Raw genomic sequence first — 26,669 nt, 5'->3', positions numbered from 1 at the left:
GACCAGTGAACAGGCGAAAGGCCTTCACACACATCGTGTGTGAAGGCCTTCGTCTGCACTACTGGTCAAGGCGTCCTTGTGTACACCGGATCGTCGAAGGATCGACGTTGCGTCACCCAGTCCGTGGGCAGGATGTTCTCGATCATGTCTTCACGGGATTCGTCGAACACGACGATCCGATCGGCGATTCGCCACTCACCACGGCGCCTTTCGAACCTGTCGACGTAACGGCACTTGATCGTGGCAAGCGTCTGCACCGAATCCGTACCGGAACGCTCCTGCCGCAGAAAACACAAACAGTACGACTCACACTGAGCGACATCGCCGTTGACGTCGATCAGTATGTTGGAAATGCAGTGAATCGACGAGTCGATCGTCTTGTGCCTGAACTTCATGTCTTCGATGAGCCCGTCGACAGTTCCGATGTAACCACYGTGGTTGTCTATCGCGTCGTCGAAGTAGCAGAGAGCTACGCTGTCGAAATCTTTCCGATCGACGGCCCGAGCGTAGCGATACAGAACTTCGGTGATCTCTTGCTTGTCAGCGAGGGACACAACACGTCTCCTGTTCTCCCGAGGTGATCAATCAACCTGCAGTTCAACGCCCTTGGTCTCCTTGATGAAGAAGACCGTGACGAGGGTGATCACGGCACAGAACACGAAGTATCCGGCCGGGGCGAGAGAGTTACCGGTCAAGCTGATGAGATAGGTGGCGATGAAGGGCGCGGTGCCACCGAGGAACATGTTGGTGACGTTGTTACCCAAGGCCAGACCGCTGTACCGCACAGATGCTTTCAGCATTTCGACATAGGTCACGTACGAAGCACCGTTGACAACGGAAACGCAGATGAAGAGCACCGACTGACCGACAACCGCCTGCCAGATACCAGAACCGGCCATCATCATGAACATCGGGATTCCGAGAACCACTGCGGCGGCACTACCGGCGAACAGCACCGGCCGGCGCCCGTACTTGTCTGCCATGTATCCCGAGATCGGCAACGTGATGACGCCGAGAACCAGCGCAAGAGAAGTGGAAAGGAAGGCAACGCGCGACGAGTGACCGCCGGTGGTCTGCAGGTACGTTGCGGCATACACCGAGGCGATGTAGTAGCCACCGGTGATGAGTGCACCCAGCAGGATGATCTTGACGACGCTGCCACCGGAGGTGCTGAGCAGCTCACGGATGGGAAGCTTCTTGGTCTCACCCTTGTCCTGCAGTTCTTCGAACTGAGGAGTGTCTTCCATCTGGCTACGGATCCAGATACCGATGCCACCGATCAGCAGGCTGAGCAGGAACGGGATACGCCAAGCCCACTCGAGGATCTGCTCTTGCGAGAATACCGACGTCAGGCCGAGGGCCATGAGCGAAGCAGCCAGCGAACCCAGGTAGGTGCCGGTATTGACCATCGAGGTCTGCGTCGCACGCCACCGCTTGGGAGCGGACTCGGAGACAAACGCGTTGGCACCGCCGAGTTCACCGCCGGCCGCGAAGCCCTGCAGGCAACGAGCCAGAACGAGGATGGACGTGGCCCACACACCCAACGTGGCGTACGTCGGCAGCAGGCCCATGCCTGCTGTCGCCAGAACCATCAGAAGGATGGTCCAGGAGAGAGCATTCTTTCGGCCGTACTTGTCGCCGATGTGGCCGAAGAAGATTCCGCCGGGCACGCGTAGAAAGAAGGCCACGGCGAATGCTGCAAAGGTACCGAGCAGTGCTGCGTTCGGGTCGTGGGAAACGAAGAACAGCGCGGCGATTGTCGTGGCCATGTATCCGTAGATACCGAAGTCGTAGTACTCGACGACGGTACCGACGATGGCCGCGCGAATTACCTTCGTCGTCGACTGTCGTTCGGTTGCCACGCTGCTGCCCTCGGTGGATTCGGCTCTCGCCATGGTCTCATTCTCTGACATGTTGTTCCCTGCCTGGATTGGATACTGACTGGATTCGGTGCCGCGCAGACGTCGGACGTCAGGAGTGCGCGATGGAATGGACCGGTGCGCTCTCAGCGCTGGTCCTGGTGTAATTCGCCGCATTACGTCCCGCTACGCGGCCCATGGTCAAAGCGTTGGCAACTGCATTGCCGCCGCCCACGTATCTCAGTCCGAGGATTCCGGCGCCGGCCTCACCGGCCGCGTACAGACCCTCGATAGGTACTCCGGTGCTGCCGAGTACGGCCGCATCGGTGTTGATCTCCATTCCCGCGTGCGTGCATACGAGCTCCGCCGGAAGGATTTTCGCGGCATAGAACGGTGCTGTCGCAATAGGATCCGGGTTGCCGACGGCACCCTTGTTTCGCAGCGTGCGATGACGGAGGAAGTCGTCGTCGTGACCGCTGGGCAGTTGGTCGTTCCATCGACGCAGGGTTTGCGTCAACGTCGCAACCGGAACACCCGTAGCCACTGCGAGGTCTTCGATCGTATCCGCGCGAATCGTGCCACCGGCGGCAACTTCTTCCTCGATGCGTTCGGGATTCCAATCCGCATATCCCGGAGCCAGATTCACGCGAGCGTTCTCGTCGAAGATCATCCAACCGTATCCACCCTGATGGTCGATGATGCCGGTCGAGACGGCGTACGAGCTGTCCTCGTCCATGAATCGACGGCCGTCCTGGTTGACGTAGATCCGCGACTTCGGCGGAAAACCGGCCTGCCAGTGATGGAATCGCTGGAAGTAGACCGTGGGCAGCATCAGACCCCAGCCGTCGCCCGCCACGGAAGCACCGAGGTTTTCGGCAAAACGAAGATGGTCTCCGCGACTCCCCTCGGCTGCGACGACGAACAAGGCGTCTCCGGCCTTGTTCGCGTCCGGGAAGTGGCGCGCCACCAAGCCCGGATCTTGCGCGAATCCACCGGAAGCAACAACGACGGCGCCCGCACGTACCTCGATGTCGTCGGCGACAACACCGACAACCCGACCGTCTTCCTCGATCAGCTTCTGCACCCGTGTTCCGAAGATGACCTCGATCCCGTGCTTACGACGAGCCTTGTCCAGCACCTGAATCAGTCCGTATCCCTGATCCTTGGGCACATGGCCGCGCCAGACGTCCTCGACGCCGGCCTGGGCGAGTCCCGGTTGGTGAGCGTTACCCGAGATTGCCGCCGGAATTTCGACGCCAAGTCCGATGAGCCATTCCAGTGTCGGACCGGCGTTTTCGCAGAACGCACGAATCAATCCGGGTGAGAGCATCCACTGGTTGAGGTCCATGTAGTGCTGGAAGAACTTCTCCGCCGAGTCGTCGACGCCGAGTCCGGCCTGCACGCTTGTTCCGGCGGCCGTGAAGATTCCGGCCGAGAGCGCAGTGGAACCACCGAGTTCGGTTTCGGACTCGAACAGCAGAACGGATGCACCTTCTTCTGCCGCGGACACCGCAGCCGCGAGGCCTGCTCCGCCGCCACCGATGACAACGACGTCCCAGTGCTCGGTCATGAAAGTTCTCCAGTCTCCGCGATGATGCGGTGGTAAAGACCGTTCGACACCAACCCGCCGTCGACGGTGAGCTCCGTACCGGTGGTGTAGGTCGAACTGTTCGAGAGCAGGAACAGCACTGCTTCGGTGATCTCGTCGAGAGTTCCCATGCGTCCGAAGGGAACCGACTTCAGTGACGCGGCGACGAAGTCGTTTGCGCCGCCGAGCAGCGCCGTGCCGACCAGTCCCGGGTGTACCGAGTTGACGCGAATCCCCCACTGCGCGAAGTTGCCCGCGGCCGACTTCGACAGACCGGTCAAACCCCACTTACTCGACGAGTAAGCCGGAGAGAAGTATCCGATCTGACCGGCGATGGACGAGATGTTGACGATCGATCCGCCACCACTCTCGCGCATCAGCGGCGCCACCGCCTTCATACCGTAGAACGGACCGAAGAGGTTGATCTTCATGGTCAGTTCCCAGATGTCGTTCGGGGTGTCCATGAATTCGAGCCGACGCGAGATGCCGGCGTTGTTGACCAGTCCGCCGAGTTCCCCACGGGTGGTGCGAATTTCGTCGACAACCCGGTCCCAGGCATCGGCATCGGTGACGTCCAGAAGATGAGCGGACGCCGATCCGCCGGCGGAGACAATGTCGTCGACCACGCCGGATGAATCCGAAACATCGGCAATGCAGACATGCGAACCGCGCGCGGCGAGAGTGCGCGCGTGATGCGCTCCCATCCCGGCAGCACCGCCGGTAACGAGAACGACGCCGGGATATTTCGTGGACTCAGACATGCCGCGAACCACCGTCCACCGCAATGCTGTGCCCGGTGACGTAGCGCGCGCTGTCCGAGAGCAGGAACAGCAGCGGCCCGAAGACCTCTTCGGGCGAGCCCAGACGATGCAGCGGTACCGCGTCGAGTGCGTTCGCGAGCGCGATCGGATCTTCTTGGACCCACTTCGTCATCGCCGTGTCGATGTAGCCGGGCGCTATGGAGTTGACCCGAATACCCTTGTCTCCGAACTCTACTGCGAGCGACTCAGTGAGGTGCGCGACGGCAGCTTTCGACGTGCAGTAAGCGCCTCTCCCCTTCCGGACACGCAGCGCAGATACCGAGGACATGTTGACGATGGCGCCGCCGGGACCGAGGTGGCGTGCCGCTGCCTGAGCACCGTAGAGCACTCCTTCGACATTGACACTCAGCGTTGCGCCGATCTGCTCCGGGGTGATCTCCTCGGCCAGCGCGAACGGGAAGATACCCGCATTGTTGATCCAGAAATCGACCCGGCCGAACTCCTTCAACGCCAACTGCGCAAGCAGTTCGTGCTCGTCCGGCTTGGTGACGTCGACCCGAGCTCCGACGACGCGACCCGGCTTGTCCGCCAGTGCATTCGATTCCAGGTCCGTATTGATTCGTGTGGCCGTGGCGAGCATCTGCTCTTCGTTGATGTCGGCGCCGACGACATGTACGCCGCGTGTTGCCAGCCCTTCGGCGAAGGTCGCACCCATACCCTGAGCCGCGCCGGTCACCACTGCGACCTTGCCTGCCAACTCCGGGTACACCGCCGACATCTGCGTCACAACGGTGCGGCCCGGGTTCGTCTGGTCAGAGCTTTCGGTCATGATGTACTTCTCCTACTGAATATTGTTGTGCAAGAAACTTTTCGGTACTTCAGCCTTGTTCGGACACTCGAGGTGCGTCGTCTCGGGAGACGGTGCGGCGGGCGATCTTCCATTCCTCACCGACCCGAACCACGCGGTCATCGACAGTCGTCATCCGCACCAGTCGCGATTCGCCGCCGCGAGCGGTGGCAACTATCTGCAGGTACCCGCGCACTGCGAGAGCACTCTCGTCCACCGCCTCGACTACGAGATTGGTCAGAACGTGCCGATGCACCTCGTCGATGGCTTCCGCAGCAGCGTGAAAGCGAGCAGCAAACGCTGCAAGGTCGCCGAAACCGACCACGGGTTCCGGATAACTGGGTGAATGAAATTCGCCGTTGTCCGTGAATGTCTGCGCCCAATCCTGCTGGCGCCCAGAGTCTATGCAATGACTCTGGTGGCCGTACAGCTGTTGGATTGCGACAACATCCTCCGTTGCCACGACGCGATAGTTGCTCATGAAGGTTCTCTCCGAACACGCTGCGCTGCATCCACCCGAAGGTTGTGCAGCTCCGTAAAGTGTGCGATAATCGCACACACTGTGCGATATGTTCAAAGCGTAGGTGGCATACCTCACAAACGTCAAGAAAGGGATTTGATGTCAGAGCTGAGCGAGGAACACCGACCGCACAAAAGCGCAGTTCAAGTGGACTCGAGCATGTCGAAAACGCTGCACCACGGACTCGAGATCTTGGAACTCCTGACGTCCTATCCGCACGGTTTGTCAGTCACGGACATTGCCGACGGAGTGGGAGTCCACCGGACTGTCGCACATCGGTTGATCCGCACGCTCGAGGCTCATCACCTGTGCCGCAAAGACTCCTTCAAGCGCGTCACTCTCGGCGCCGGACTGGTCACCCTCGCCGAACCGGTGGAACAGGATTTACGAACCCTGGCCCGCCCGATACTTCAAGAACTTGCCGAGGCCACCGAGGCGACAGCACACCTGGTGGTCCGCGAGAGCGACACCGAAGTGCGCGCACTGATGGTGGTCGAACCGCGCAGCGCCAAGGTTCACGTCGCGTTTCATCCAGGGCAGGTTGATCCGATCGACCGCGGCTCCGCCGGGCTTTCCATTCTTGCCTCACTCCCACCGGTGAGCGGGGAACGAGAGGAAGTGACGGCTGCCCGCGCACGGGGTTATGCAGTGACCGTCGGGGAGGTCATCCCGTCCGTCCTCGGAATCTCGGCAGTCATCCCCGGCAGACGCCGCGACGCCATCTCCAGCCTCGGAATCTCCGTGTTCGACTCCGAGGATCAAGCAGCCCTGGGCGCCGAGGTCATGGCAGYGGCAAAAACCCTCGGCAGCATGTTGCGCTGATCCAGACAACACGCTGATCCGAACACCAGCCGAGCCCCGGGAATACCCGGGGCTCGACTTTGTTGACTCCGAATGAGATAGTTGAAAGATCAACTACCTGACATCAGCTTCACGGATACAAGGAGTACGACATGCCTGCTGTGACAGTCGAGAACATCTTGGCCCTGCCCCGCCTCGACGAGCCGGCAGAGTCAGCAGTCGACCGCCCCGTCAAGAGCATCACCACCGCACCGGTCGGATACGAAGGTGAAGGCTTTCCCGTTCACCGCGCCTTCGCCGGAATCGACCTCTCCGCCCTCGACCCCTTCATCCACATGGACCAGATGGGCGAAGTCAACTACGCACCCGGAGAGCCCAAGGGCACTCCGTGGCACCCGCACCGCGGCTTCGAAACCGTCACCTACATGATCGACGGCATCATGGAGCACCAGGACTCCAACGGTGGCGGCGGTGTGATCGGCGGCGGCGACACCCAGTGGATGACCGCGGGTGGCGGCATCCTTCACATCGAAACTCCGCCGGAGCACCTCGTCCTCAGCGGCGGCCTGTTCCACGGCGTCCAACTGTGGGTCAACCTGCCTCGCGACAACAAGATGGCATCTCCGCGGTACCAGGACATCACGGGCAACAAGGTGGCCCTGCTTTCCTCGCCGGACGGCGGAGCCTTGGTGCGCGTCATCGCCGGAGACATCGCCGGCCACGCCGGACCCGGATCGACGTACACACCCATCGCGCTCTCCCACACCACTATTGCCCCGGGTGCGAGCCTGACTCTGCCCTGGAACCCCGAGTTCAACGCCATCGTCTACGTGCTCGCCGGCGAAGGAACGGTCGGAGCCGAGCGTCGACCCATTCGAGTAGGGCAGACGGCTGTCTTCGGACGCGGTGACTCCATCACCGTCGCGGCTTCCGATCGCCAGGATTCGCGGACCGAATCCCTCGAGGTATTCATCCTCGGTGGCAAACCGATTCGTGAGCCCATCGCGATGGCCGGGCCGTTCGTCATGAACACCAAGTCCGAGGTCATGCAGGCCTTCGAAGACTTCCAGGCCGGACGCCTCGGATCCATCCCGGCAGCACACGAAAAGCTGAGCTGACATGTCGTCGGTGGTCGTCCAACGAGCAGCCGAACGTGCGCACCTCAACTACGGCTGGCTCACCGCGCGTCACAGTTTCCCCTTCGCCGGAAACTTCGATCACGCCGCGTACGCGCACGGACTTCTGTTGGTGAACAACGACGACATCATCGAAGCCGGCTCCGGTTTCGACACTCATCAGCACCGCGATACCGAGATCGTGACGTGGGTGCTCAGCGGATCTCTGGTTCACCAGGATTCCGCTGGGCACTCCGGCGTCATCCATCGCGGACTCGCGCAGAGAATGAGCGCCGGTACCGGAATCCTGCACTCCGAGCGCAACGATCGCTTCCGGGCCGACGGCTCACGCGTCACCGAACCCGTTCACGTCGTTCAGATGTGGATACCGCCGGACGAATCCGGAGTGACCCCGAGCTATCAGGAACTCGACATCAACTCCGAACTCGACGGCGGTGGCCTGATCACCCTGGCATCGGGGATGCCTGCGCATCGCGGTCACAGCGCCATCGGCCTGCACAACAAACATGCGGCACTACATGTTGCTCGCCTCGAGACCGGCGGGTCGGTATCTCTTCCGGATGCGCCGTACGTGCACGGGTTCATCGCCAGCGGCACTGTCGACGTCGAGGGAGTCGGATTGCTGGGACCAGGAGATTCGTTGCGACTCAAGGACACTGGCGGTCAACGAGTCGAGGGAATCGACGATGCGGAGATACTCGTGTGGGAGATGCACGCGTCGACGAACTGACGACACCACCGAGTACGCCCAATGTTCGGACTACACAGCAGGTTCGTCGTAGGGTGGATGCCGGTAGTGGTGGATCCGGTAGTGATGGATCCCGGTGGCACAGAAGGAGGAGCCATGGCATCTGGTCGAGCACAGGCCCCACGGACGACACCGCACATCGATGTGCACCGCTCCGGTGATCGCTTGAAATCCCGCGTCTCCTGGCTGGATTCGAAACATTCGTTCTCGTTCGGACAGCATTACGATCCGGACAACACTCATCACGGATTGCTGCTCGTCAACAACGACGACACCGTCCTTGCGGGAACCGGATTCGACACGCACCCGCACAAGGACATGGAAATCGTGACGTGGGTACTTCGCGGTTCGCTCGTGCACCAGGATTCCATCGGCCACACCGGCGTCATCTATCCAGGCCTCGCCCAGCGCATGAGCGCCGGTACCGGAATCATGCACAGCGAGAAGAACGATTCGTGGCGTATTGGCGGCGAACAGCATTCCGACCCCGTGCATTTCATCCAGATGTGGGTGGTACCCGACGAAGGTGGACTGACTCCCGGCTACGAACAACTCGAGATCGACGACGAACTGCTGCGCGGCGGACTGATCCCGGTGGCCTCCGGAATGGAGCGCTACAAGGATCATTCGGCGATTCGCATCAACAACAAGAACGCCGCCGTGCACGTCGCGCGGATTCTGCCCGGCACCTCCGTGAATCTTCCCAGCGCACCGTTCCTGCACGTCTTCGTTGCGCAGGGCACTGCCGAGATGGAGGGCGTCGGCACACTGTACGAGGGTGATGCCGTCCGGTTGAGCGATTCGGGTGGGCAGCAACTGACCTCCGATGCCGGGGCGGAAGTCCTCGTCTGGGAGATGCATTCACGTATCGGTGGTTGAGACCCGGTCTCGGCAGGACTGGGCGCGCTGGAGATACTCGACGGATGAGCATCGACAACTCCGCCGCACCCGTCACACAACTTGACCCCCTCAACACCTTGATGGGTGTGCGCGCCGTATCGGTCGTGCCTGGCGACTTGGCCTTCGCGCAGGCAGTCGGCCCGCGCTTCCACGATCACCGTGGCAAGACGGTGCTCGGTTCCATCGGCGTCATGATCGACGGTGCCATGGGCGGCGCGGTGTACTCGGGACTGACCTCGGGCCATCAATCCGTGCTCGCGCAGGTCACGGTCAGCGCGGGCGCCGACATTCCCGCTCTCGCAGACGTCGGCGCCACCGGCACGCTCGTGCATCTCGACGACGGCGTCGGGCTCGCGTCCGGTCAACTTCGCGACGAGAACGGCACCCTCCTGGCCGTGATGGCCGGCCGCGCAATGGTGGTCTCGCGTCCACCCGTCGTCGGAATCGACGACTACGTGGACGGTGCGCCGCTACCGGTCCCGACGCCGGAGAAAACGAGCAACCTGAGTGGGTTGTCGGGGTCCGACGTCGTCGAAGGTATCCGAGGCGGCAAACTCGAACGCGGACCGCTCGCCGGGCTACTCGATCTTGCTGTCGTCGACGTGACGCCAGGTTCCGTCGTCGGGGAGTTCGCACCCGTCGCCTGGATGGCCAACCCGCTGGGCGCCGTGCAGGGTGGTGTCCTCATCTCGGCAGTCGACGCCATTACGGGACTGGCAGCACAGACCCTGACCAGCTCCGATCAGGACTATCGCGTCCTCGACCACAAGATCGACTTCCTGCGCTCACCCGACATCGGCGGGCCGGTCTTACGCGCCGAGGCCTCCGTGATTCGTGCCGGGCGCAGGCTCGCGCTGATCGAAACGCGCATCGTCGACGCCGGCGGGCAGGTCTACGTACGGGCCACCTCGAGCATCCAGATGCTCTCCCAGCAAGTTCACAGCGGATAACCAGTTCCGCACCAGGTCGCCCGTCCACCATTGAGACAACAGCCCACACAATGGAGGTACAGCGGCGTGAACAAAGACATCGAAGCGAGCAGGCTACGCGTGAGCCGTCGACGGGCCCTCGCTCTCGGCGGAACCATCAGTCTCGGCGGGCTCATCGCAGCCTGTTCCGGTAACAGTGGCACCGCCACGACGACTTCGGCCGCGGCTGCATCGACGACAACCACTTCCGGCGCTTCCGCAGCGGCCACGTCCGGCGATGCCGTCACCGCACTTCTGGCCAAAGCACCGCAGTGTGTCATGAGCAAGGAAGAGACGCAGGGTCCCTACTGGTTCGACGTCGACTCCATTCGCGGCGACATCCGCGAGGACCGTCCGGGCACCACGCTGCAGGTTGCGATGCGCGTGCAGGACAACAGCCAGTGCAACGTCGACGGCAGCATCGGCGCGGTCAGTAACGCCGTCGTCGAGATCTGGCACTGCGACGCCGGCGGCGTGTACTCCGGCTTCGAATCCGGTTCGCTGAGCGCCAACGGCGGCGGCGGTGGCGGCGGAACTCCCCCGGCCGGCGGGATGGGTGAACCTCCGTCAGGTGCACCCGGAGGTGGAATGGGCGAACCTCCGTCAGGTGCACCCGGCGGAATGGGCGGCGGCATGGGAGGGTCCGGTGAGACCTCCGACGGTTCGTACAGCGTCGGCGACACCGAAGCCACCACCACCGACGACGGCACCTACCTGCGCGGCGCCCAGACCACCGATGCAAACGGCATCGCGCAGTTCACCACGATCTTTCCCGGCTGGTACATGGGCCGCACCACCCACATTCACGTCAAGGTGCACATCGACAAGAAGACGGTCCTCACGTCGCAGACCTTCTTCGACGAGACCCTTCTCGACGAGGTGTACTCGCAGTCCCCGTACAGCGAGCACACCGGTCGTGAGAACAACACGAACAACGCCAGTGACGGTATCTACGACGACACCGGCCTCATGACCGTCGAGAAGCAGTCGGACGGTTCCTACCTCGCCGTCATCAACCTGGGTATCGACGCCTGAGGTAGGAGCCAGGTCAGCCGCCGACGTATGCCGCGAGGTGCTTTCCGGTGAGGGTGGAGCCGTCGGCGACGAGCTCCTCGGGAGTGCCTTCGAAGACGATCCGACCGCCGTCGTGACCGGCTCCAGGGCCGAGGTCGATGATCCAGTCGGCGTGCGCCATCACGGCCTGGTGGTGCTCGATGACGATGACGGACTTACCGGAATCGACGAGTCGATCGAGCAGGCCGAGCAACTGCTCGACGTCGGCCAGGTGCAGTCCGGTGGTCGGCTCGTCGAGGACGTACACGCCACCCTTCTCGCCGAGGTGCGTCGCCAGCTTGATGCGCTGACGCTCACCGCCCGACAGCGTCGTCAACGGCTGGCCGATCGTGAGGTACCCGAGCCCCACGTCGACCAGTCGGACGAGGATCTTGTGCGCAGCGAGCGTCTTCGCCTCACCGTCGCCGAAGAACTCCTCGGCCTCGGCCACCGACATCGTGAGAACCTCGTTGATGTCCTTGCCACCGAATTTGTATTCGAGAACTTCCGCCTGGAAGCGCTTGCCTTCGCACTCCTCGCAGAGAGTGGCAACGCCGGCCATCATCGCCAGGTCGCTGTAGATGACGCCGTTGCCGTTGCACGTCGGGCAGGCGCCTTCGGAGTTGGCACTGAAGAGCGCCGGCTTCACGCCGTTGGCCTTCGCGAATGCCTTGCGGATCGGGTCGAGCAGCCCGGTATACGTTGCCGGGTTGCTCCGACGCGAGCCGCGGATCGCACTCTGATCGACCGACACCACGTCCTCGCGTTTCGCGAGCGAGCCGTGGATCAGCGAACTCTTACCCGATCCGGCCACACCAGTCACCACGACCAGTACACCGAGCGGTACCTCGACATCTACATCTTGGAGGTTGTGTGAGTTCGCTCCACGAATCTCGATTGCTCCGGTGGACTCCCGCACGGTCTCCTTGAGGGCGGCCCGGTCGTCGAAGTGACGCCCGGTGACCGTATCGCTGGCTCGCAAGCCATCGACTGTGCCCTCGAAGCAGACGTTTCCACCGGCGCTACCCGCGCCTGGCCCGAGGTCGACGATGTGATCGGCGATCACGATCGTCTCCGGCTTGTGCTCGACAACGAGCACGGTGTTGCCCTTGTCCCGCAGGCGCAGCAGAAGATCGTTCATCCTCGCGATGTCGTGCGGATGCAGGCCGGTAGTGGGCTCGTCGAATACATACGTGATGTCGGTGAGCGAGGAACCCAGGTGCCGAATCATCTTGGTGCGCTGAGCTTCACCACCGGACAGCGTTCCCGACGGACGGTCGAGGCTGAGGTAGCCGAGTCCGATCTCCACGAAGGAGTCGAGCGTTTCGCCGAGCGTCGTGAGCAAAGGCGCGACCGATGGTTCCTTCAGACCGCTGACCCATTCCGCGAGATCGCTGATCTGCATCGAGCAGGCGTCGGCGATGTTGACGCCCTTGATCTTCGACGACCGCGCGCCCTCGCTCAGTCGCGTCCCGTCACATTCAGGGCAGGTGGTGAACGTGATCGCCCGCTCGACGAACGCCCGGATGTGGGGCTGCATCGCGTCGACGTCCTTGGCGAGGAACGACTTCTGAATCTGCGGAATCAGACCCGTGTACGTCAGGTTGATGCCTTCGACCTTGATCTTGGTCGGCTCTTTGTAGAGCAGATCGTTCAGTTCCTTCTTGGTGTACTTCTTGATCGGCTTGTCGGGATCGAAGAAACCGCAGCCGCGGTAGATCCGGCCGTACCAACCCTCCATGCTGTAGCCGGGGACCGTGATCGCACTCTCGTTGAGCGACTTGGTGTCGTCGTACAACGCGGTCAGATCGAAATCGTTGACCGCCCCTCGTCCCTCACATCGCGGACACATGCCGCCGGTGATCTTGAAGCTACGACGCTCTTTCGTCTGACGTCCGCCGCGTTCCATCGTGACCGCGCCTGCTCCGGAGATCGAGGCCACGTTGAACGAAAACGCCTGAGGCGAACCGATGTGAGGCTTTCCGAGACGGCTGAACAAGATACGGAGCATCGCGTTGGCGTCGGTGGCGGTTCCGACTGTCGAGCGCGGGTCGACGCCCATCCGCTGTTGATCGACGATGATCGCGGTGGTCAGGCCGTCGAGAACATCGACGTCCGGCCGCGCGAGCGTCGGCATGAATCCTTGAACGAAAGCGCTATAGGTCTCGTTGATCATCCGCTGCGATTCCGCGGCGATCGTACTGAACACCAGCGAGCTCTTTCCCGAACCGGAGACGCCGGTGAATACCGTCAGCCTCCGCTTCGGGATCTCGACGCTGATGTCTTCGAGATTGTTCACCCGCGCGCCTTGCACGCGGATCAAATCGTGGCTGTCTGCAGTGTGCAGGGCAGTCATCGTGTCTCCATCTGTCAGTCGATCGCCGACGGTCTCAGCGCAGTTGACGGGCTCAGCGCAGTTGACGGGCTCAGCGCAGTTCTTGAATACGGATCAGGTTTCCCGCTGGGTCGCGGACGGCGCAATCGCGAACGCCGTACGGCTGCTCGGTCGGTTCCTGGACGACGTCGATGTCGCCGGCCTGAAGCCGCTCGAACGTATCGTCCAGATCTTTGGTGGCCAGAAGAAGTCCGCCGTACGTGCCCTTGGCCATCATCTCGATGATGGTGCGGCGCTCGTCGTCGGTGATTCCGGGATCGACGGCCGGCGGATGCAACACGATGGAGGTGCCGGGCTGGCCGGGCGGCCCCACCGTGATCCAACGCATCCCGTCGTAGCCGACGTCGTTGCGCACCTCGAAGCCGAGGGTGTCGCGGTAGAAGTTCAGGGCGGCGTCAGGGTCGTCCTGCGGAAGGAAACTCGAGTGAATGGTGATGTCCATGGCGATCACGTTAATTGCGGTTGTGGGTTCTGCGCTTCTCGATTCCTGATCGGTCTGGTGACTTGTTTGGACACACAGGACGGCATTCCGGCCGTCGACTGTTCGGCCTCGCGCCGATAGACGCTGGGCGGGACCCCTACCAATTCGGTGAACTTACTGCTGAAAGTGCCGAGAGAGCTGCAGCCGACTTCGAAGCAGACGTCCGTGACACTGAGGTCTCCGCGGCGCAGTAACGCCATTGCACGCTCGATTCGCCTGGTCATCAGGTATGCGTACGGCGGTTCGCCGTACGCCTGACGGAATTGGCGACTGAGATGTCCCGCAGACATGTTCACTCCCCGCGCGAGCGCCTCCACGTCCAGAGGCCGCGCGTACTCCCGGTCGATACGGTCACGCACGCGTCGTAGTCGCGCGAGGTCCTGCAGGTGCGGATCTGCGGCAGGTCTGCTGGTCACGTATTCGATCGTGCCATGCGGTACCGACGTTGCCCAGCACAAGAGATGAACTGGGGTGTGGAGCGATCACGCACACACCGAGCAGTTCGTCATGATCGTGTAAGGATGGAGAAATGACCACGGCTCATCGCTCAGGCATCGACCTCACCCACCTCGACGGCGACACACGGGCGCAGGACGATCTGTTCGTCCACGTCAACGGAAAATGGCTCGCCGAATACGAGATTCCGGCAGACCGCGCAGTCGACGGGGCCTTCCGGACGCTCTACGACAAGGCCGAAGAAGACGTACAGACCATCATCACCGAAGCCGCGGAGTCCAACTCTGCCGCCGGTACCGATGCACAGCGCATCGGCGACCTGTACTCGAGCTTCATGGACGCCGACGCCGTGGAGGCCGCGGGCCTCAGCCCCATCGACGACGAGCTGGACGCCGTCGCCGATGCGCCGGACCGGTCGTCGTTGGCCACCGTGATCGGACGCCACCAGCGCGTCGGCGTCGGCGGTGCCATCTCGCATTACGTCGACACCGATGCCAAGAATTCCGAGCGGTACCTGATCCACTTCAGCCAGTCGGGAATCAGCCTGCCCGACGAGTCGTACTACCGCGAGGACAACTACGCGGAGATCCGCGAGAAGTACGTCGCGCACATCGACAAGATGTTCACCCTCGCCGGCGTCGGCTACGACGCACAGCGTGTGTTCGAACTCGAGAAGAAGATCGCGGCCGGGCATTGGGACGTCGTCAAGCGTCGTGACGCAGATCTGAGTTACAACCTCGTGGGCTTCGAGGAACTGACCGAGCAGAACCCCGGTTTGGACTGGGCGGCATGGTTGTCCGGTCTCGGCGCCGATTCGGAGAAGTTCGCCGAGATCGTGGTCCGTCAGCCCGATTTCCTGCACACCTTCACCGCACTCTGGGCGTCGGAGTCACTCGACGACTGGAAGGCATGGGCAGCGTGGAAGGTGCTGCACGCTCGCTCCCCCTACCTGCATTCGGCGCTGGTCGACGAGACCTTCGCTTTCTACGGAACCACGCTCTCGGGTACCGAAGAGAACCGTGAGCGCTGGAAGCGCGGAGTCAGCCTGGTGCAAGATCTGCTCGGCGAGGCCGTCGGCAAGCTCTACGTCGACCGTCACTTCCCCGCTGAGGCGAAGACCCGCATGCTGGAACTGGTCGCCAACCTGCAGGAGGCGTACCGCCGCAACATCTCCGACCTCGAGTGGATGAGCCCGCAGACTCGTGAGGCCGCGTTGGCCAAGCTCGAGAAGTTCACCCCGAAGATCGGTTACCCCGACAAGTGGCGTGACTACGCCGGTCTCGATATCTCGGCTACCGACCTGGTGGGCAACTACCGTCGTGGATACGCCGCCGAGTACGACCGTGACCTGGCCAAGCTGGGTGGCCCCGTGGACCGTGACGAGTGGTTCATGACGCCGCAGACCGTCAACGCCTACTACAACCCGGGCATGAACGAAATCGTGTTCCCCGCAGCCATTCTCCAGCCGCCGTTCTTCGACGCCGCAGCCGACGATGCCGCCAACTACGGGGGTATCGGCGCCGTCATCGGCCACGAGATCGGGCACGGCTTCGACGATCAGGGTGCCAAGTACGACGGCGACGGCAACATGGTCGACTGGTGGACCGACGAGGATCGTAGCGAATTCGGCAAGCGCACAAAGGCTCTCATCGAGCAGTACAACGAGTTCGAGCCGAAGGAACTGCCGGGCCACCACGTCAACGGTGAATTCACGATCGGCGAGAACATCGGCGATCTCGGCGGGCTGTCGATCGCGATCGCGGCGTACAAGATCGCGACCGAAGGTACCGAACCTCCGGTCATCGACGGACTCACCGGTCTGCAGCGCGTGTTCTTCGGGTGGGCGCAGGTATGGCGCACGAAGGCCCGTGAGGCAGAAGCGCTTCGCCGTCTGGCCGTCGACCCGCACTCGCCGCCGGAGTTCCGGTGCAACGGCGTCGTCCGCAACCTCGACACGTTCCACGAGGAGTTCGACGTCAAGCCCGGTGACGCACTGTATTTGGAGCCGGAGAAGCGTGTGAAGATCTGGTAGCAAGGGCAAGCCCCTGTGCGCGCTTAAGGACCCCCTGGACTCCCTGAGCGCGCACGGGGCCGAAGGCCCTACCGGGCGTACATGATCACCCCGACGCCGACCAGACAGATCAGCGCACCGGCGATGTCGAAACGATCCGGGCGGAATCCGTCCATCACCACCGCCCACAGCAGTGAACCCGCTACGAAGATCCCGCCGTACGCGGCGAGGATGCGCCCGAAGTTCGCATCGGCTTGCATGGTCGCGACCAGACCGTAGAGACCGAGCGAGATGACGCCGAGCCCTACCCAGATCCAGCCCTTGTGCTCGCGAATTCCCTGCCACACCAACCACGCGCCCCCGATCTCGAGCAGCGCGGCGAGTACGAACAGCAATAGCGAACGTGCGACGGTCATGCCGCACACAGTATCGCTACAGACGTACCCCGGTCTCCGCGGAAAAGAAGTACACCTCGCCGGCCTTGGGCAGCAGATGAAGCGACTCCCCCGGTGCCACCGACATCTTCCGATCGACGCGAATGACGATTCGGCCGGATCGGCTCTGCCACTGCGAATCCGGGGCACCCTTTGCATAGACGAACGATTCGGCGCCCAACTCTTCAAGCAGGTCGGCATCCACGGCCAGCGAGCCCTTTCGCCACGCTCCCACCAGATCCCACGACTCGGGGCGCACTCCCACGACGACCCGCTCCCGCTCGGACGCCCCGGTGGGCAGCGGAATCCGCAGGTCACCGAGCACTGCGACGGTACCCTCGACCGGCGCTTCGATCAGGTTCATGCCGGGCGATCCGATGAAGGCGGCCACAAAGGTGTTGACGGGGTTGTCGTAAAGTTCCCGCGGCTTCGCCACCTGTTGCAAACGACCGTCCAGCATCACCGCCACTCGGTCCCCCATCGTCATCGCCTCGACCTGATCGTGGGTGACGTAGACCGTCGTGGTGCCGAGTCGACGCTGTAAGGCAGCGATCTGCGACCGCGTGCTCACGCGTAGTTTGGCGTCCAGATTGCTGAGCGGCTCATCCAAGCAGAACACCTTGGGATGGCGAACGATGGCCCTACCCATGGCAACTCGCTGACGTTGCCCACCGGACAGCTTGGCCGGTTTACGTCCGAGCAGCGGTTCGAGTTCAAGCATCCGTGCTGCCTCGAGTACCCGCTCGCGCCGTTCGGACTTTCCCACTCCCGCGTTCTGGAGCGCAAAACCCATGTTCTGCTCGACGGTCATGTTCGGGTACAGCGCGTAACTCTGAAACACCATGGCGACGTCACGTGCTCGCGGCGCGAGATGCGTGACGTCCGTGCCGCCGATCTCGATCCGGCCGTCCGACGCGGATTCGAGACCGGCGAGCATTCGCAGGCTGGTGGACTTACCGCAACCGGAAGGCCCTACGAGTACCAGGAACTCACCGTCGGCGATGTCGAGGTCGAGACGGTCGACTGCCGGTCGATCGGTTCCTTCGTAGCGGTGCGTGACTCCCGCGAATTGCACGTTGGCCATGAGTGTTCTCTCCTACTACTTCGGCAGCTTTGGGGTGATCTGCCGGTCGATGATCTGCTGCAACTGGGTGGCAACGCCGGCGAATGTCGATGCGACGTCGGCTTTCTGGAGAGCGATCTGCTCGAGTCCGGTGCCGATGATCTGATCGCCACCCGGGACGAACACGCGTGCGTAGTCCTGCGAGCGCGTACGCGAAAGCTGATCCACAGCGGTACGGGAGTTCGGATTCGCGTCGAGGAATGCCTTCATGCTCGGCTCCGACGTTGCCGACTTGCGGACCGGCATGTAGCCGACGTTCTGCGAGAAGTACGCCGTGTTCTCACCATTGGTGATGAAGTCGATGAACTTGAGTGCGTTCTTCTTACGCTGATCGGAGATCTTGGACGGGATGGCAAGTCCGGCGCCGCCGGTGGGGCAACCGGGAGTTCCGTCCACCGCCGGGAGGAACGCGGTGCCGAAGTCGAAGTTGGCAGTCTTCTTGATGCCGGACAGGTCACCCGTCGACGCGATGGTCGACGCCAGGATGCCCGTACCGAATTCGTTTGCGATGTCAGTGGAGACCGCGGCGTACTTCTTGTCGTGAATCATGCTGGAGAGGAACTGCCCTGCGGCAATGGTCTTCTCGTTGTCGAGCTGCAAATTCCACTGGTCGGAGTACGATCCGCCGAAGGTCCAGATGGGGCCTTCGTAGGTCCAGCCGAGGTAATCCTTCGCGTTGCCCCACCCGTGTGCCAACTTGCCGTTGCCCACGACCTTCTGCAGCTCAGGTCCCCACTCGTCGAACTCCTGCCACGTTGCAGGCCCACGGTCGGGAAGTCCGGCCTGCGACCAGACCGCCTTGTTGTAGTAGAACAACGGCGTCGACCGCGCATAGGGAAGTGCGTAGTGCTTGCCCTGGAACAGGTAGTCGGCGAGCAACGAGTCGACGTAGTCGGCCGAGTCGACGCCCACCTCGGAGAAGAGTCCGTCGAGCGGCTCGATTGCCCCGGCAAGTGCGTAGTTGAACCACCAGACATCCGACAGCACAACCACATCGGGAACATCTCCGCCGGAGAGAGCAGCGTTGAACTTCTGCGCCACCTCTTCGTAGTTCTTGCCGCCGTCCACCAAGTTGACCTTCAAGTCCGGGTACTTGGTCTGGAAGCGGTTGATCAGTTCCTTCTCCACATCGGTGGACTTACCCGGGTGGTTCGACCAGAAGGTGATGGTGTTGGAATCACCCGACGCACCGGATGTTCCCGCAGCATCAGCGCTGGAACCACCGGATCCCGCGCATGCGGTCAGTGCTGCGCCGGCGGCGATTGCACCGCCGAGGCTCAGAAATCCGCGCCTGTTCATGTTTGCCATTACTGCTCCTCGAGAAAGAAATGTGACGGGAAAAGCTGTCAGCCCTTGACCGCACCGGAGGTGAGGCCTTTGATCATGTGTCGTTGCAGCAGAAGGAAAATCACCAGGATCGGTAGCATCGTCAGTACCGTTCCTGCCATGACGGGACCCCAGTTGGTGAGTCCGTCGTTGTTCTGCAGTTGGGTCAATCCGATCGGCAGCGGCGCCACCGAGGAATCGTCGGACATGAGGAACGGCCACAGGTACTCGTTCCATTCGTTGACCACCGTGATGATGCCGAACGCCACCATCGTGGGCCCGGAAACGGGGAGCACCACGCGCCAGAGAAGCCGCCAGTGGCCGGCGCCGTCCATCCGCGCTGCCTCGATGATCTCCGAAGGTATCGAGAGAAAATGGTTGCGCATGAGGAACGTACCGAAGGCTACACCCGCAAGCGGAACTATGATGCCCTGGAACGTGTTACGCCAGCCCCACTCTGCCACGAGCGCGTAGTTCGAGATCACGGTGATCTGGTTCGGAACCATCAATGCGGCGATGATTCCGAGAAAGACGAAGTTCTTCCCCGGGAAGCGCAGGAACACCAGCCCATAGGCGCTGAGAGTCCCCAGAACGAACTTCGCCGCGGACAGTATCGTCGTGATCACTATCGAGTTCCGCAGAAACATCCAGAACGGAACCGATGTCGTTGCTTCGGAATAGTTTTCGGGATGCAGCGACGACGGCCACCACGTTGCAGGCTGCGTGTAGATCTCCGGACGCTCCTTGAACGAGGTCATCACGATCCAGTAGAGCGGCAGGACGATGATGACCAAGGCGATCACCATTGCCGCGTAGCCGAGGATCTTCACACCGACCTCACGCCGGTCCACGTTCTTGCGATCCGGCCCGGGTCGGACGACGGAAGTCGGAGCAGCGCTTTTCTTTTCCTCTACCGCTGTCATTTCTCTTCTCCCCGATCCATGGCACGAACCTGGTAGACGGTGATGATCAGCAGGATCAAGAACATGATGGTGGCAACCGTCGCGCCGTAGCCCGCCCGGAAGTTTCGGAATGTCTCGTTGTACACCTGGTAGACCATCGTCGTCGTCCCTGTACCCAGCGGGCCACCACGGGTCATGACGTTGATGATGTCGAAGACCTGGAGCGAGTTGAGCATGACGGTGATGGAGAGGAAGAACGTCGTCGGGCGCAACTGAGGTAGGAGAACCCGGCGGAACTTGGTCCACGGCTTGGCGCCGTCGATTTCGGCTGCTTCGTTCAATTCTTGCCGAACTCCTTGCAACGCAGCGAGGTAGATGACAAACGTGTAGCCGAGGTTCTTCCACATGTATGTCACCGTCACCATGAACAGCGCCCAGTGGGGGTCCTGATAGAAGTCGGGCGATTGGAGTCCGACGCGGTGCAGGAGATCCTGGATCAGACCGAAGTTGGGGTCGAAGACGAACTGAAACGCGACACCGATCGCTGCACCGGAGATCACGAACGGCGCGAAGATCGCCGACCGGACCAGGTTTCGCCCGACGAGCTTGCGATCGAGCAGCATGGCCAACGCCAGACCGATGACCATCGAACCCACCACTGTGACCAATGTGAATACCACTGTGTTGGTGACAATCTGCCAGGTGTCGCTTCGTCCGAACCACTCGCGGTAGTTGCTCAGCCCGATGAACGTCGCCTTCGGGTCCGCAATGTTCCAGTCGAAGAACGAAAGTCGGATGTTGTCCACCAGCGGGCGATAGGTGAACAAGATCAGCAACGCGAGATTGGGACCTACCAAGAGCGCAAAGAGCGCGTAATCACGCCATGGTCTGCCCCACAGACCTGGCTTGCCTGATGTGGGCAGCGTTCTTTCCGGACTCGATCTCACTGAGGCAGTCTGACCGCTCGCAACGAATGAATGGTGAACGTACAAGACACTCGAGCTGAACGCGACACGAAAAAGGCCCTGCGCGAATACTTCTCGCGCAGGGCCTTCCTCGTCGATGTCTAGCGGTTCCAGTCACCCAATCCGTCGGCGCCGCTGAGGACTCCACCTGCGGTGTTCTGCACGATCACCGGGTCACCCTTGCCTGCGTTCTCGAAGAACCACTTGGCGTCCTCGGTGCTGACATTGAGGCAGCCGTGGCTGACGTTGGTGAAACCTTGTTGCGCTACCGACCACGGAGCGGCATGGACGAAGATGCCACTGTAGGAAATTCGTGTCGCGTACTCGACGTAGGTGCGGTAACCCTCGGGAGAATCGATCGGAACGCCGTACGTGGACGAATCCATGTACATGTCGCGCAGCTGCTCGCCGACGATGTACGTGCCGTTCGGTGTTTCGTGCCCCGGCTTGCCGAACGACGTCGGCATGGTGCGCACGACCTCACCGTTGCGGGTGACGGTGACCTGCTTGGTGTTGTCGTCCGCGACGGTGACGAGTGCGTCACCGATGTTGAACGTGGAGTGCGAATCACCGGCGTCGACGGTCACGGAGATGTTCGCCGGCCAGAACTGTGCCGGCTTCCAACGGACCTGGCTGTCGTTGATCCAGTAGAAGCTGCCATCGACCGGAGGATCGGTGGTCACGCGAATCGCGCGCTCGGCCGTGGCACGGTCGCCGACTGCCTCGTTGAAACGAATGATGATCGGCTGCGCGATGCCGACTGTCTCACCCGCGGACGGGTTGAGCGACGGCGCGGAGAAGTTGGGAGCGCCGATGGGAGCCTGAATCGGTGTACCCGGGATGCCCGGAACCGGAATCGCCGGATCGAGGTACGGAACGCCGGGAATGACGGGCAACGGAATGTCCGGTCCACCGGGGAAGAGAGGAACGGCCGCGGAAGGTCCGGCGAGAGCCAGGCCGGCAGCCACCGCTCCGACGATTGCCACGGCAACCCGTGACGTCCGACGACCCTGTTTGCTGCCCATGTCACTACCTTCGCTCGAATGACCACGTACTCACGTGGATTTTGCGCGGCCGGCATCGATACCCGCCTGGTACCGATGCCGATGCACCATCCGGACGCGCCCGCCGGGCGCACACCTACACGCCCGAGCACGCCAAAGAGAGCAAACCGCACATTTCCATAGTCATTAACACACAAATGCGGCAATCGAGCAATTCGGATGTTCGCCCAATCGTTGCTATCCCTCGCTGCGAGCAGCCGCCAACATCGATTCGATGGAGATGAGTTTGGTTCGCGGTCTACCGGCGGCGGCACCGGATGCTCGTTCTGCCTTGTCGATCCGCTGCCAACCTTGGTAGTCCACCTGATCCGGCGACCGATCTGCCAGCAGAACCTGCAACTTGTCAGCGTCCTCGGTCGGCGTGGCGAGGCGCCCACCAGCGAAGTCGTCGAAGATCATCGACACGGTCTCGGCGGAGCAGTACTTGTTGGTGCCGATTACGCCGGTCGGTCCGCGCTTGATCCAACCCGCGACGTAGACACCCGGGATCGGCGTGCCGGTGTCGGTGTCGATCACGCGACCGTTCTCGTTGGGGATCACGCCGCGAGCGTCGTCGAAGGGCAAGTCGGCCATCGGTGTGCCGCGGTATCCGACCGACCGAAGCACCAGGGAGGTGTCGATCGTCTCCTCGGTTTCGGTAGGCCGGGCGGAGAGCTGACCGGTCGGCGTTGCCACCAATTCGTTTTTCACGATCCGCACCTGTGCGACTGCGTCGTCACCGAGGATCTCGACGGGCGAGGTGAGGAACCGGAGAACGATCCGCTTGCGGGAAGGATCTGCGGTACGGGAAGCAAATTCCTGCGCCTGCTTGACCTTGAGCAGCACGGACGGCTCCGCGGCATCGCTGTCCACGAACACCTGACTGGCCTCGTCGAGTTCGGCTTCGATCGGGTCGACGACTACGTCCACGTTCGCCATCTGTCCGAGGGCCAACAGTTCGGGATTGGTGTACGCGGCCTGCGCCGGCCCGCGACGGCCGAGAATGACGACCTCACGAATCTTGCTGTTACGCAGCGCTTCCAATGCGTGCTCGGCGAGGTCCGTCTTCGCCAGCTGGTCAGGGTCGGTCACCAGGATGCGTGCGACATCGAGTGCGACGTTGCCGTTTCCGACGATCACCGCTCGCTCGCCGGACAGATCGAAAGTCCGATCGGCATATCCCGGGTGGCCGTTGTACCAGGCGACGAACTCGGTGGCAGCATGACTTCCCGGCAGTTCCTCGCCGGGGATCTCGAGCTTGCGATCCCCGGCAGCGCCGACCGCGTAGATCACTGCGTGGTGATGGTCCAAGAGTTCCGAATGCGAGATGTGGGTACCCACCTCGACGTTGAAGTGGCAGCGCACGGTCTTTTTCGCGACCACGGCGCGGAACTGGTCGGTGACGCCTTTGGTTCCGGGATGATCCGGCGCCACGCCGGCGCGCACCAATCCGTAGGGAGTGGGAAGCCGATCGAACATGTCGACCTCGACGCGAGGCTTGCCGGTCAGTTCCATCGCCGCATAGCAGGCTGCGGGGCCGGAGCCGATGATCGCCACTTTCAGCGTTCCCAGTTCGGGATCGATCTTGGCCATCGTGATCGGCTCGGGCCAATCCGGGCCCATCGGATGCTTCTCGAAGTACGACGCATTCATCTGCAGGTACGGCGCGTCGTCCTCGTCGAGTTCGTTGTCCGGGAAGATCGCCTCGACCGGGCACTCGTCCACACACGCACCACAATCGATGCAGGTGTCGGGATCGATGTAGAGCATTTCGGTGGTCGCGAACGGAGCTTCGTCCGGTGTCGGGTGAATGCAATTGACCGGACACACGTCAACACACGAGGCGTCGTTGCAGCACGGCTGCGTGATCACATACGCCATGACATTCCCCTATCCCTGAAACACGAAGCACGAACTGATTCCCAGACTATAACGTGTTCCAATTTGGCGCGAGAATCGTTTTCAGATCACCCCATTGCGCTTCAGCTGCCATACCGCCTGCACGGTGGCGTGACCTCGCCATTCCAACGCCGCGGCGGGCGAATAGCTGTCGAAATCCACCGCCCAACCGCCGTCGTCGTGTTGCCGTGCAGCGAGCGCGGACAGTTCGGAGTTGATCACCGCTGCATCGAACAACGCGCGGGTCGGACCGCCAGGAAGCGGTGAGAAATCGAGGGGCCGCATGAATTCGCCCTCGGCTCCCCCGTCCACGTGAACCAAGCCGTCAGCCGGGATACGCGAACCAAGAGTGCTCACCAACGACGACGCTTCGGGACTGTTCCGGTGAACCGCGTCGAGGAACTGCAAGGCAAAGGCCAACTCGAGGGCATGCAGAGAATCCGCCCCGTCGATCGCGTCGAGGCAATATCGAACGGCAGAGGCGAACCACGGATGTTCGGCGACGGCCTCGTCGAATTCGGCAACGCGAGCCGCTGCAGCACACACGATGCTGGTTATCTGCAACGACGGCGCCGACGGGTCCGCGCTCACCCAGAAGGGCGCACACCCGGCTGGGTCGGCAATCGGGAAGGCGAAGGGCAAACCGCCGCCTGCCAGCGAATTGGTCTGCAACCAGTCGCACAGTTCGACCGCTCTGGGCGTCGGCGTTCCGATGTCGGCAAAGGCTTCGAAGGCATGCAGCGCTCCGCCAGGTTGGCTGGTTGCCGAGCGAAGATCCGGTTCGAGTCCCCAGCCGTACCCACCGTCCGGGTTGCGATAACCGTCCACGGCCGAACAAGCCGCGGCCCGGTCACCCTGTCCGAGAATCAAATTCAGCCGATGCCGATCGAGAGTCCTGGCATGTCCCGCCATGAACCCGACGGCTGCCGTGAGATCAACACTCATGAAGAACGGTTCAGGATTCGTCGCCGTCGAGCCGGAAGCCGACCTTCAACGTGACCTGGAAATGCGCTACGGCGCCGTTCTCGATGTGGCCGCGAGTTTCCACCACCTCGAACCATTCGAGGTTGCGCACCGTCTCGTTCGCCCGGGCGATGGCGGTGCGAATTGCCGCGTCACTGCTCTCGGTGGACGAGCCGACGATCTCGGTCACCCGGTACACGTTGCTGCTCATGGCATTCCCTTCGTGTCAGATTCGACGAACCAACTCCTGCGCCTCGGCGCCGAGCCTCGCAAGGCGAAGATCACCGAGAGCTGTCACAGCACTACCCAACCTGTTGGTGGTGAAACCGAGCGAGAGTCCGCTGGACAGGTCCGCATACGCGCCTGAACCGCCGACTCCGTAGTGGCCTATCGCATTCCGCGGCTGCCGCCGCGCGGCAATGATCGGCGGGTGGTAACCGAGAGTCCAGTTGGGCCGCACCGCCAGCACGTAATCCCGATCGCGGGTCTGGATGGTCGACATCTGGTCGATGGTCGATTCCTTCAGGAACCGCTTCCCGTCGATCACGCCGCCGTTCGCGATGGCGCCGTACATCTTCGCGAGAGCACGCGCGCTGAACACTCCGTTCCAGCCCGGCATGACGGCGTCGTGGACAGCCGGGTTGCGCACCATGACGTCGAAACCGTCCGGCATCGCGGCCTCCGCGAGTCCGCGAGTCGGACCGACGTGTGAGAGCACGGTAGAAGCGAAAGCCCAGTTCAAGCCGGCAGGGTTGATATGTGGGAACAGCTTCGCGATCCGTGGACGCTCGGTTTCGGGTACGCGGTACCAGAATTCGTCGACTCCGAGGGGCTTCGCTATCTCCGCTTGTACGACGTCGATGAACGGCTGACCGGACACCCTGGCCACAAGTTCGGCTACCAACCAGCCGTAGGTCACAGCGTGATAGCCGGGGCCTCGAAGCCGACGCGGATCCGGCTTCTCGGCAGCCAGGGCGGCAACGACCGCGTCGTAGTCCATCAGGTCGAGGGGATGCGGCATCAGGCCGCGAACGCGGTGAAGGCCCGCCCGATGTGACATCAGTTCCCGGACGGTGATCTTGTCCTTGCCGGCCGCTGCGAATTCGGGCCAGTACTGAGCAACCGGAGAGTCGTAGTCGATCAGCCCGCGTTCGGCGAGTCGATGAACGACGGTGCTGGCCACGCCCTTGCCGGTCGAGAAGGAAAGCGACACCGTGTCGTGGTCCCAGCGCCTGTCGCGGTCGGCATTGCCGGCCCAGATGTCGAGAACTTTCTCGCCGCCCAGGTACACGACCAGCGCGCCGCCGCCTTGTTGCGGTTGGCGATACATCGCGAAGAAGCGGTCGGCCAAGGGAAGGAATCGCCGGTCCACATACAGCTCGGTGCGCGAAGGCACCTCCACCCGGGCGAGCGAACCCCGTCGTGCATTGGGAGCCATCGCGTCCTCCGATCCCCGCTGATTCAAGTTGTCCGGTCACCGGATCGGTGGC

26 protein-coding genes are annotated in these 26,669 nt (G+C 62.3%); 7 read left to right on the top strand and 19 right to left on the bottom strand.

Annotated elements, in window-relative coordinates:
- Positions 1-65: 65 nt before the first annotated feature.
- The 6 genes from AC1DWA_RS01015 to AC1DWA_RS00990 form a co-directional block, all read right to left on the bottom strand.
- Complete coding sequence (locus AC1DWA_RS01015; RefSeq protein ID WP_477916436.1) at positions 66-554, bottom strand: nuclear transport factor 2 family protein; 489 nt, start codon at positions 552-554, stop codon at positions 66-68.
- A 27-nt stretch (positions 555-581) separates the two neighbouring features.
- Positions 582-1,895 carry an MFS transporter gene (locus tag AC1DWA_RS01010; protein WP_007731424.1) on the bottom strand — a complete coding sequence of 438 codons (1,314 nt, stop codon included), beginning with the start codon at positions 1,893-1,895 and terminating at the stop codon, positions 582-584.
- A gap of 76 nt (positions 1,896-1,971) precedes the next feature.
- A complete protein-coding gene (locus tag AC1DWA_RS01005; protein ID WP_046379242.1) occupies positions 1,972-3,429 on the bottom strand; it encodes an FAD-dependent oxidoreductase in 1,458 nt (485 codons plus the stop codon).
- A complete protein-coding gene (locus AC1DWA_RS01000) occupies positions 3,426-4,208 on the bottom strand; it encodes an SDR family NAD(P)-dependent oxidoreductase (protein WP_019745204.1) in 783 nt (260 codons plus the stop codon). Before AC1DWA_RS01000 ends, AC1DWA_RS01005 begins: the two co-directional genes overlap by 4 nt.
- Positions 4,201-5,037: an SDR family NAD(P)-dependent oxidoreductase gene (locus AC1DWA_RS00995; RefSeq protein WP_003939904.1), complete on the bottom strand. Its 837-nt coding sequence runs from the start codon at positions 5,035-5,037 to the stop codon at positions 4,201-4,203. Before AC1DWA_RS00995 ends, AC1DWA_RS01000 begins: the two co-directional genes overlap by 8 nt.
- A 49-nt stretch (positions 5,038-5,086) precedes the next feature.
- The gene (locus AC1DWA_RS00990; RefSeq protein WP_400818928.1) at positions 5,087-5,536 is read right to left on the bottom strand and encodes a nuclear transport factor 2 family protein; all 450 of its coding nucleotides are present in this window, start codon (positions 5,534-5,536) and stop codon (positions 5,087-5,089) included.
- Between the two features lie 138 nt (positions 5,537-5,674).
- Between AC1DWA_RS00990 and AC1DWA_RS00985 the strand changes: the two genes are divergently transcribed.
- From AC1DWA_RS00985 to AC1DWA_RS00960, 6 genes are all read left to right on the top strand, one after another.
- Complete coding sequence (locus tag AC1DWA_RS00985) at positions 5,675-6,397, top strand: IclR family transcriptional regulator (RefSeq protein WP_477916435.1); 723 nt, start codon at positions 5,675-5,677, stop codon at positions 6,395-6,397.
- Positions 6,398-6,528: 131 nt separating this feature from the next.
- The gene (locus tag AC1DWA_RS00980) at positions 6,529-7,494 is read left to right on the top strand and encodes a pirin family protein (RefSeq protein ID WP_020970712.1); all 966 of its coding nucleotides are present in this window, start codon (positions 6,529-6,531) and stop codon (positions 7,492-7,494) included.
- 1 nt (position 7,495) lies between these two features.
- The gene (locus tag AC1DWA_RS00975) at positions 7,496-8,242 is read left to right on the top strand and encodes a pirin family protein (protein WP_020970713.1); all 747 of its coding nucleotides are present in this window, start codon (positions 7,496-7,498) and stop codon (positions 8,240-8,242) included.
- A 114-nt stretch (positions 8,243-8,356) separates the two neighbouring features.
- The gene (locus AC1DWA_RS00970) at positions 8,357-9,139 is read left to right on the top strand and encodes a pirin family protein (protein ID WP_477845693.1); all 783 of its coding nucleotides are present in this window, start codon (positions 8,357-8,359) and stop codon (positions 9,137-9,139) included.
- Between the two features lie 44 nt (positions 9,140-9,183).
- Positions 9,184-10,110 (top strand): PaaI family thioesterase, encoded by a 927-nt coding sequence (locus AC1DWA_RS00965; RefSeq protein ID WP_097386919.1) that lies wholly within the window; start codon positions 9,184-9,186, stop codon positions 10,108-10,110.
- A 66-nt stretch (positions 10,111-10,176) separates the two neighbouring features.
- Positions 10,177-11,163 carry a peptidase associated/transthyretin-like domain-containing protein gene (locus AC1DWA_RS00960; protein WP_003940340.1) on the top strand — a complete coding sequence of 329 codons (987 nt, stop codon included), beginning with the start codon at positions 10,177-10,179 and terminating at the stop codon, positions 11,161-11,163.
- Positions 11,164-11,176: 13 nt separating this feature from the next.
- On the opposite strand, the gene AC1DWA_RS00955 is transcribed toward AC1DWA_RS00960, so the two are convergent.
- The 3 genes from AC1DWA_RS00955 to AC1DWA_RS00945 all read right to left on the bottom strand — a co-directional run bounded on the left by AC1DWA_RS00955 (position 11,177) and on the right by AC1DWA_RS00945 (position 14,473).
- Complete coding sequence (locus AC1DWA_RS00955; protein WP_477916434.1) at positions 11,177-13,537, bottom strand: ATP-binding cassette domain-containing protein; 2,361 nt, start codon at positions 13,535-13,537, stop codon at positions 11,177-11,179.
- 70 nt (positions 13,538-13,607) lie between these two features.
- Positions 13,608-14,018: a VOC family protein gene (locus AC1DWA_RS00950; RefSeq protein ID WP_020909044.1), complete on the bottom strand. Its 411-nt coding sequence runs from the start codon at positions 14,016-14,018 to the stop codon at positions 13,608-13,610.
- Positions 14,019-14,023: 5 nt separating this feature from the next.
- Positions 14,024-14,473, bottom strand: coding sequence for a helix-turn-helix transcriptional regulator (locus AC1DWA_RS00945; protein ID WP_019745214.1), 450 nt, complete (start codon positions 14,471-14,473; stop codon positions 14,024-14,026).
- Positions 14,474-14,586: 113 nt separating this feature from the next.
- Between AC1DWA_RS00945 and AC1DWA_RS00940 the strand changes: the two genes are divergently transcribed.
- Positions 14,587-16,545, top strand: coding sequence for a M13 family metallopeptidase (locus tag AC1DWA_RS00940; RefSeq protein WP_019745215.1), 1,959 nt, complete (start codon positions 14,587-14,589; stop codon positions 16,543-16,545).
- A gap of 68 nt (positions 16,546-16,613) precedes the next feature.
- On the opposite strand, the gene AC1DWA_RS00935 is transcribed toward AC1DWA_RS00940, so the two are convergent.
- From AC1DWA_RS00935 to AC1DWA_RS00890, 10 genes are all read right to left on the bottom strand, one after another.
- Positions 16,614-16,940, bottom strand: a complete 327-nt coding sequence (locus tag AC1DWA_RS00935; RefSeq protein ID WP_060938023.1) for a YnfA family protein — start codon at positions 16,938-16,940, stop codon at positions 16,614-16,616.
- A gap of 16 nt (positions 16,941-16,956) precedes the next feature.
- Positions 16,957-18,042: an ABC transporter ATP-binding protein gene (locus tag AC1DWA_RS00930; RefSeq protein ID WP_477845690.1), complete on the bottom strand. Its 1,086-nt coding sequence runs from the start codon at positions 18,040-18,042 to the stop codon at positions 16,957-16,959.
- Between the two features lie 15 nt (positions 18,043-18,057).
- Positions 18,058-19,389: an ABC transporter substrate-binding protein gene (locus tag AC1DWA_RS00925; RefSeq protein WP_003940485.1), complete on the bottom strand. Its 1,332-nt coding sequence runs from the start codon at positions 19,387-19,389 to the stop codon at positions 18,058-18,060.
- A 38-nt stretch (positions 19,390-19,427) separates the two neighbouring features.
- Positions 19,428-20,330, bottom strand: a complete 903-nt coding sequence (locus AC1DWA_RS00920) for a carbohydrate ABC transporter permease (protein WP_097386916.1) — start codon at positions 20,328-20,330, stop codon at positions 19,428-19,430.
- Entirely contained in the window at positions 20,327-21,301 is a 975-nt protein-coding gene (locus AC1DWA_RS00915; protein ID WP_019745218.1) for a carbohydrate ABC transporter permease, read from the bottom strand. Before AC1DWA_RS00915 ends, AC1DWA_RS00920 begins: the two co-directional genes overlap by 4 nt.
- Before the next feature lie 74 nt (positions 21,302-21,375).
- Positions 21,376-22,299: a L,D-transpeptidase gene (locus AC1DWA_RS00910; RefSeq protein ID WP_019745219.1), complete on the bottom strand. Its 924-nt coding sequence runs from the start codon at positions 22,297-22,299 to the stop codon at positions 21,376-21,378.
- Positions 22,300-22,515: 216 nt separating this feature from the next.
- Positions 22,516-24,198, bottom strand: coding sequence for an FAD-dependent oxidoreductase (locus AC1DWA_RS00905; protein WP_477845689.1), 1,683 nt, complete (start codon positions 24,196-24,198; stop codon positions 22,516-22,518).
- Between the two features lie 81 nt (positions 24,199-24,279).
- The gene (locus AC1DWA_RS00900; RefSeq protein WP_477845688.1) at positions 24,280-25,161 is read right to left on the bottom strand and encodes a hypothetical protein; all 882 of its coding nucleotides are present in this window, start codon (positions 25,159-25,161) and stop codon (positions 24,280-24,282) included.
- Between the two features lie 10 nt (positions 25,162-25,171).
- Positions 25,172-25,390, bottom strand: coding sequence for a dodecin (locus tag AC1DWA_RS00895; RefSeq protein ID WP_003939815.1), 219 nt, complete (start codon positions 25,388-25,390; stop codon positions 25,172-25,174).
- A gap of 15 nt (positions 25,391-25,405) precedes the next feature.
- Positions 25,406-26,617, bottom strand: a complete 1,212-nt coding sequence (locus AC1DWA_RS00890; RefSeq protein ID WP_041815251.1) for a serine hydrolase domain-containing protein — start codon at positions 26,615-26,617, stop codon at positions 25,406-25,408.
- Between the last annotated feature and the right edge of the window lie 52 nt (positions 26,618-26,669).

This window comes from Rhodococcus sp. P4_F3_2 (assembly GCF_056401335.1).
Note: the sequence above shows the minus strand (reverse complement) of the source record. Positions and strands in the feature narration are given on the sequence as shown.

Excerpts from the sequence above, each read along its gene's own strand:
- AC1DWA_RS01010 (WP_007731424.1), bottom strand. The coding sequence starts at position 1,895 with ATGGCGAGAGCCGAATCCACCGAGGGCAGCAGCGTGGCAACCGAACGA.
- AC1DWA_RS01005 (WP_046379242.1), bottom strand. The coding sequence starts at position 3,429 with ATGACCGAGCACTGGGACGTCGTTGTCATCGGTGGCGGCGGAGCAGGC.
- AC1DWA_RS01000 (WP_019745204.1), bottom strand. The coding sequence starts at position 4,208 with ATGTCTGAGTCCACGAAATATCCCGGCGTCGTTCTCGTTACCGGCGGT.
- AC1DWA_RS00995 (WP_003939904.1), bottom strand. The coding sequence starts at position 5,037 with ATGACCGAAAGCTCTGACCAGACGAACCCGGGCCGCACCGTTGTGACG.
- AC1DWA_RS00990 (WP_400818928.1), bottom strand. The coding sequence starts at position 5,536 with ATGAGCAACTATCGCGTCGTGGCAACGGAGGATGTTGTCGCAATCCAA.
- AC1DWA_RS00980 (WP_020970712.1), top strand. The coding sequence starts at position 6,529 with ATGCCTGCTGTGACAGTCGAGAACATCTTGGCCCTGCCCCGCCTCGAC.
- AC1DWA_RS00975 (WP_020970713.1), top strand. The coding sequence starts at position 7,496 with ATGTCGTCGGTGGTCGTCCAACGAGCAGCCGAACGTGCGCACCTCAAC.
- AC1DWA_RS00970 (WP_477845693.1), top strand. The coding sequence starts at position 8,357 with ATGGCATCTGGTCGAGCACAGGCCCCACGGACGACACCGCACATCGAT.
- AC1DWA_RS00965 (WP_097386919.1), top strand. The coding sequence starts at position 9,184 with ATGAGCATCGACAACTCCGCCGCACCCGTCACACAACTTGACCCCCTC.
- AC1DWA_RS00955 (WP_477916434.1), bottom strand. The coding sequence starts at position 13,537 with ATGACTGCCCTGCACACTGCAGACAGCCACGATTTGATCCGCGTGCAA.
- AC1DWA_RS00950 (WP_020909044.1), bottom strand. The coding sequence starts at position 14,018 with ATGGACATCACCATTCACTCGAGTTTCCTTCCGCAGGACGACCCTGAC.
- AC1DWA_RS00940 (WP_019745215.1), top strand. The coding sequence starts at position 14,587 with ATGACCACGGCTCATCGCTCAGGCATCGACCTCACCCACCTCGACGGC.
- AC1DWA_RS00935 (WP_060938023.1), bottom strand. The coding sequence starts at position 16,940 with ATGACCGTCGCACGTTCGCTATTGCTGTTCGTACTCGCCGCGCTGCTC.
- AC1DWA_RS00930 (WP_477845690.1), bottom strand. The coding sequence starts at position 18,042 with ATGGCCAACGTGCAATTCGCGGGAGTCACGCACCGCTACGAAGGAACC.
- AC1DWA_RS00925 (WP_003940485.1), bottom strand. The coding sequence starts at position 19,389 with ATGGCAAACATGAACAGGCGCGGATTTCTGAGCCTCGGCGGTGCAATC.
- AC1DWA_RS00920 (WP_097386916.1), bottom strand. The coding sequence starts at position 20,330 with ATGACAGCGGTAGAGGAAAAGAAAAGCGCTGCTCCGACTTCCGTCGTC.
- AC1DWA_RS00910 (WP_019745219.1), bottom strand. The coding sequence starts at position 22,299 with ATGGGCAGCAAACAGGGTCGTCGGACGTCACGGGTTGCCGTGGCAATC.
- AC1DWA_RS00905 (WP_477845689.1), bottom strand. The coding sequence starts at position 24,198 with ATGGCGTATGTGATCACGCAGCCGTGCTGCAACGACGCCTCGTGTGTT.
- AC1DWA_RS00900 (WP_477845688.1), bottom strand. The coding sequence starts at position 25,161 with ATGAGTGTTGATCTCACGGCAGCCGTCGGGTTCATGGCGGGACATGCC.
- AC1DWA_RS00895 (WP_003939815.1), bottom strand. The coding sequence starts at position 25,390 with ATGAGCAGCAACGTGTACCGGGTGACCGAGATCGTCGGCTCGTCCACC.
- AC1DWA_RS00890 (WP_041815251.1), bottom strand. The coding sequence starts at position 26,617 with ATGGCTCCCAATGCACGACGGGGTTCGCTCGCCCGGGTGGAGGTGCCT.